Origin of the sequence: Nocardioides sp. (assembly GCF_034670285.1) — a bacterium.
In the GTDB taxonomy this organism is placed as follows: Bacteria; Actinomycetota; Actinomycetes; order Propionibacteriales; family Nocardioidaceae; genus Nocardioides.
The window spans coordinates 1-5043 of the sequence record NZ_JAXMNS010000291.1; the positions used below are offsets into that span (position 1 = coordinate 1).

Consider the following 5043-nt stretch of genomic DNA (forward strand, 5'->3'; position numbering starts at 1 on the left):
ACGGGCCGATCCAGGTCGACGCAGTCGTGACCGTCGTGCCGCTGGAGGCAGCCGCCGCGACCCCCGTCGTCCACGCGGCAGCCGCTGCCGACGCGCCCACCGGTTCGCCGTCCTTCAGCCAGCTGTTCCTCCGAGAGGTCTTCCAGCAGCTGCTCCTGGCCAGCGTCGTGCTGGCCGTCGTCGTCGCGGGCACCCTGGTCGGGGTAGGCACCGGCGGGGAGTGGGGCCCGATCTCGGGCGCCGCCGTGGGCCTCGTCCTCGGTGTGCTCGCGGCCCGCGTCATCAGTCGACGCCGCGCCGGCTGACTCAGCTCGCAGCCAGCGCCACGACCTCGTCGGCGCAGCCCCACGACAGGGTGACGCCGGAGCCTCCGTGCCCGTAGCAGTGGATCACGCGCCCCTCCCGCTCGAGACGCACCGACGGGCGGGCCGGGCGCAGCCCCACCTTGTGGCGCACGATGCGCGCACCGGCCAGGGCAGGCACGAGCCGGGTCGCTCGCGCCAAGATCTCCTGGGCCGTCTCGGGCGACGGCGTCCGGCTCCACTCCCCCTCGATCGCCGTGCCCCCGACGACGATGTCGCGCGAGCGCGGCACGACGTAGGTCGGGCCGGCGCCGTCGAGCCACCAGCGCTCGAGACCGACCTGCTCGACGTACAGCACCTGACCGGCCACGGGACTCACCGAGAGGTCTGCGCCGAGCAGCCGGGCGCCGATGCCACTGGCGTTGACCACGACATCGGCGCCAGTGGGCAACCCCGAGAGGTTGAGGCGGGTGAGGGTGCCACCCAGTTCCTCGACACGGGTGGTGAGCCAGCGCAGGTACAGCGGCATCTCGATCACCGGGGTCGCGAACGACCAGGCGTCGCGGTAGCCCGCCGGCGGCTGGGTCCGGGTGAGGCCGGGGACGGCGCCCGCCCACCACGGGTCAGCCGCAGGGTCGGCGAGCACCTCGGTGCCCGGCACCAGACGGACCCCGGCACGCTCGGACTCGGCGGAGTCGCCCGTCGCGAGCGCGGTGAAGACCTCGAACGTGCGCGAGCCCCAGGCGAGCACCTGGTCCTGCGGCCAGGCGCGGTAGGGGTACCAGATCGCAGCAGCCACGGCGGACGTCGTCTCCCCGGGCAGGTCGCGCGCGACGACGTCGACGCGATGGCCCGCCTCCAGCAGCCGCACCGCACAGCTCAGTCCGACGACTCCGGCACCGACCACGAGAACGCGACTCACAGGTCGAGCCTGCCCTAGTCAGGTGTCGGCGCGCCAGCGAACTGCGACTCAGGTCGTGGCCCGCTCCTCCACCGGCACCACGGTGATCGTGCCGTCGCGCCGCCCTTGGCGGAAGGCGCGCAGCTCTTCCTTGACCTTGGGCAGCAGCAGGTAGCAGGCGATCAGGTTGACCACGGCGCACACGAAGAGCATCGCGTCGGCGAAGTCGAGCACCGAGCCGAGATTGACGACCGTGCCGATGACCGTGAAGACGCAGAAGATCGCCTTGAAGGCGTTCTCCTTGGCGCGGCTGCGGCCGACCAGGGTCGTGAAGGCCTTCTGCGTGTAGTAGGCCCAGGTGATGAGCGTGGAGAAGGCGAAGAGCGCCACCGCGACTGCCAGGACGTTGTCGAAGCCCGGCAGGAAGGTGTCGAACGAGCGGGAGGTGAGGACGACGCCGGCATCGTTGCTGATCTTCTCCCCGGCCGCGGCCTCGTCGCGCAGGTCACCGTAGAGGTCGACGTCGGCGATCACGATCGTCAGCGCGGTCATCGTGCAGATCACCACGGTGTCGATGAACGGCTCCAGCAGCGCCACGAAGCCCTCGCTGACCGGGTGCTTGGTCTTCACCGCGGAGTGCACGATCGGAGCCGAGCCGACGCCCGCCTCGTTCGAGAAGGCCGCACGGGTGAAGCCGACGATGAGCACACCGACCGCGCCGCCGGCCACGCCGGTGGGGTTGAACGCCCCGGAGATGATGGCGGCCACTGCACCGGGAACGGCCGTGATGTTGCCGAAGACCACGAGCAGGCAGGCAGCGACGTAGACCACCGCCATGAAGGGCACCAGCCGCGAGGTGACCTTGGCGATCGAGGTGACCCCGCCGAGGATGACGATCCCGACCAGCCCGGCCAGCACCAGGCCGAAGGCGAGGGCAGCTCCGTCGGAGCCGAGAGCCCCGTCGGGGCCGCCGGTGATCTCCTGGGCCTGGGCGAAGGTCTGGTTGGCCTGGAAGGCGTTGCCGCCGAGCGCTCCGAACGCGATCAGCGCGACCGCGAACACCGTCACGGCCGCACCGCTGACGAACGAGCCGGCGCGCTCGAAGGCCACGGGCATGTAGCGGAACGGGCCGCCGCTGACGGTGCCGTCCTCGTGCACCTCGCGATACTTCACGCCGAGGGTGCACTCCACGAACTTGGTGCACATGCCCAGCAAGCCGGCCAGGATCATCCAGAAGGTAGCGCCGGGACCTCCCACCGTCACCGCCACGGCGACACCGGCGATGTTGCCGAGACCGACGGTTCCGGACACCGCTGACGACAATGCCTGGAAGTGGGTGACCTCACCGGGGTCACTGGCCCGGGAGAACTTGCCACGCACCAGGTCGAGCGAGGTCTTGATGCCGGTGAACTGGATCCCGCGGAAGTAGATCGTGAAGACCGACGCCGCCAGCACCAGCCAGAAGACGATCAGCGGGAACGTCGCCGAGCCGATCGTGATCTCGAAGAAGACGATCTCGCCGACGAAGGTGGCGACCGGGTCGAAGGCGTCGGAGATCGACTTCTCCACCTTCCCGATCCAACCTGAGTTCTCGGCGGCCAGTGGGTGGAGCGAGGATCCGGACATGGGGAGGTCTCTTCCCCGTGTCACGGATCACAAACCTCCGGGATCGAGCCGGATCAGACCAGGTCGTGAGCGGCGCGGATGACGCCGACGATGCCGCCCATGATCTCGGTGAGCCCGAAGTCCTTCGGCGTGTAGACCGCCGCGACTCCCAGCTCCATGAGCCTCTTGCCGTCGGAGTCGGGAATGATCCCGCCGACGATCACCGGGACGTCGTCCAGACCTGCCGCGCGCAGTCCGTCGAGCACGGCCGGCACCAGCTCCATGTGCGAGCCGGACAGGATCGAGAGGCCGACGCAGTGGACGTCCTCGGCGACTGCCGCCGACACGATCTGCTCGGGCGTCAGGCGGATGCCCTGGTAGATGACCTCGAAGCCGGCGTCCCGCGCGCGGACGGCGACCTGCTCGGCTCCGTTGGAGTGTCCGTCGAGGCCGGGCTTGCCGACGAGCAGCCGCAGCCGCCCACCGAGCTCGTCACCGGTGGCCTTGACACGCTCACGCACCTCGGTGAGCTCGGCACCTGCCTGGGCGACGCCGACGGCACCGCTGACGCCGGTGGGTGCGCGGAACTCGCCGAACACCTCACGCAGCACCCCGGCCCACTCCCCCGTGGTCGCGCCCGCACGGGCGGCTTCCAGGGTGGCCGCCATCAGGTTGGTGTCGGTCTTGGCCTCGTCGGCGAGGCGCTTGAGCGCTGCCTCGACGCGGGGCTGGTCGCGCTCGGCCTTCCAGCTGCTCACCGAGTCGAGGGCCGACTGCTCGGCCTTCGGGTCGGCGGCCATGATGGCGCCGTCGAGGTCAGCCGTGAGCGGCGAGGGCTCGGTGGTCTCGTAGCGGTTGACACCGACGATGGTCTCGTCGCCGCTCTCGATACGACCGCGGCGCGCGGCGTGGGCCGAGACGAGCTCGGACTTCATGTAGCCCGACTCGACGGCAGCGATGGCGCCACCGAGGGCCTGGACCCGGTCGATCTCGGCGGTCGCGCTCTCGATGAGCTCGGCGACCTTGGCCTCGACCACGTGCGAGCCGGTGAAGATGTCGTCGTACTCCAGCAGGTCGGACTCGAAGGCCAGCACCTGCTGCAGACGCAGCGACCACTGCTGGTCCCACGGCCGCGGCAGCCCGAGGGCCTCGTTCCAGGCCGGCAGCTGGACGGCGCGGGCGCGGGCGTCCTTCGACAGCGTCACGCCCAGCATCTCGAGCACGATGCGCTGCACGTTGTTCTCCGGCTGGGCCTCGGTCAGACCCAGGGAGTTGACCTGCACGCCGTAGCGGAAGCGCCGCATCTTGGGGTCCTGGACGCCGTAGCGCTCACGGGTGATGCGGTCCCACAGCTCGACGAAGGCGCGCATCTTGCACATCTCCTCGACGAAACGCACCCCGGCGTTGACGAAGAACGAGATGCGGCCGACGACCTTCTCGAAGTCGTCCTCGGAGACCTGGCCCGAGGCCTTCACCTGGTCGAGCACGGCGATCGCGGTGCAGAGCGCGTAGGCGAGCTCCTGCGTCGGCGTCGCGCCGGCCTCCTGCAGGTGATAGCTGCAGATGTTGATCGGGTTCCACTTCGGGATCTCGTGGACCGTGTAGGCGATCATGTCGCTGATCAGGCGCAGGGAGTGCTGGGGCGGGAACACGTAGGTGCCCCGCGAGAGGTACTCCTTGATGATGTCGTTCTGGGTCGTCCCGGCGAGCTGGGCGGCGACCGCCGACGGCTCGAGGTCGGGGTTCTGCTCCTCGGCGGCGACCTGGTACATCGCCAGCAGCCACATCGCGGTGGCGTTGATCGTCATCGAGGTGTTCATCTCGGTGAGCGGGATGTCGGCGAACAGCTTGCGCATCTCCCCGAGGTGCGGCACCGGCACCCCGACCTTGCCGACCTCGCCCCGCGAGAGCGGGGAGTCGGGGTCGTAGCCGGTCTGCGTCGGCAGGTCGAAGGCCACCGACAGACCGGTCTGCCCCTTGGCGAGGTTGGTGCGGTAGAGCGCGTTCGAGGCCTCCGCCGTCGAGTGACCGGCGTAGGTGCGCATCACCCACGGGCGGTCCTTGGTGGGTCGCTCCGGCTGGGCCACGTCCTTCTCCGTCATGGGACGAGGGTAGGACGTTGTTTACCCCTTGGTAACTCGTCTCGCGTGTGGCGTATCCGACAACGCATTTTCTCCACGGCCGGGCTCGATCGTGCGAGGAGCGAAGATCCGCGGGTCGTTCCAGGCCAGGTAG

The 5043-nt window shown here is 69.8% G+C and carries 4 protein-coding genes; 1 reads left to right on the forward strand and 3 read right to left on the reverse strand.

Annotation, left to right across the window (positions count from 1 at the left end; translation table 11 throughout):
* The coding region (locus VOI19_RS14120) for a hypothetical protein (protein WP_323793601.1) at window positions 1-305 on the forward strand (305 nt) is incomplete at its 5' end.
* A 1-nt stretch (window position 306) separates the two neighbouring features.
* On the opposite strand, the gene VOI19_RS14125 is transcribed toward VOI19_RS14120, so the two are convergent.
* From VOI19_RS14125 to VOI19_RS14135, 3 genes are read right to left on the reverse strand one after another with little or no spacing between them, the layout of a single operon-like run.
* On the reverse strand, window positions 307-1224 hold the full coding sequence (locus tag VOI19_RS14125) for an FAD-dependent oxidoreductase (RefSeq protein WP_323793602.1): 918 nt from the start codon (window positions 1222-1224) through the stop codon (window positions 307-309).
* 48 nt (window positions 1225-1272) lie between these two features.
* Complete coding sequence (locus VOI19_RS14130; protein ID WP_323793603.1) at window positions 1273-2829, reverse strand: alanine/glycine:cation symporter family protein; 1557 nt, start codon at window positions 2827-2829, stop codon at window positions 1273-1275.
* A 53-nt stretch (window positions 2830-2882) separates the two neighbouring features.
* Complete coding sequence (locus VOI19_RS14135) at window positions 2883-4910, reverse strand: protein meaA (RefSeq protein WP_323793604.1); 2028 nt, start codon at window positions 4908-4910, stop codon at window positions 2883-2885.
* Window positions 4911-5043: the final 133 nt, after the last annotated feature.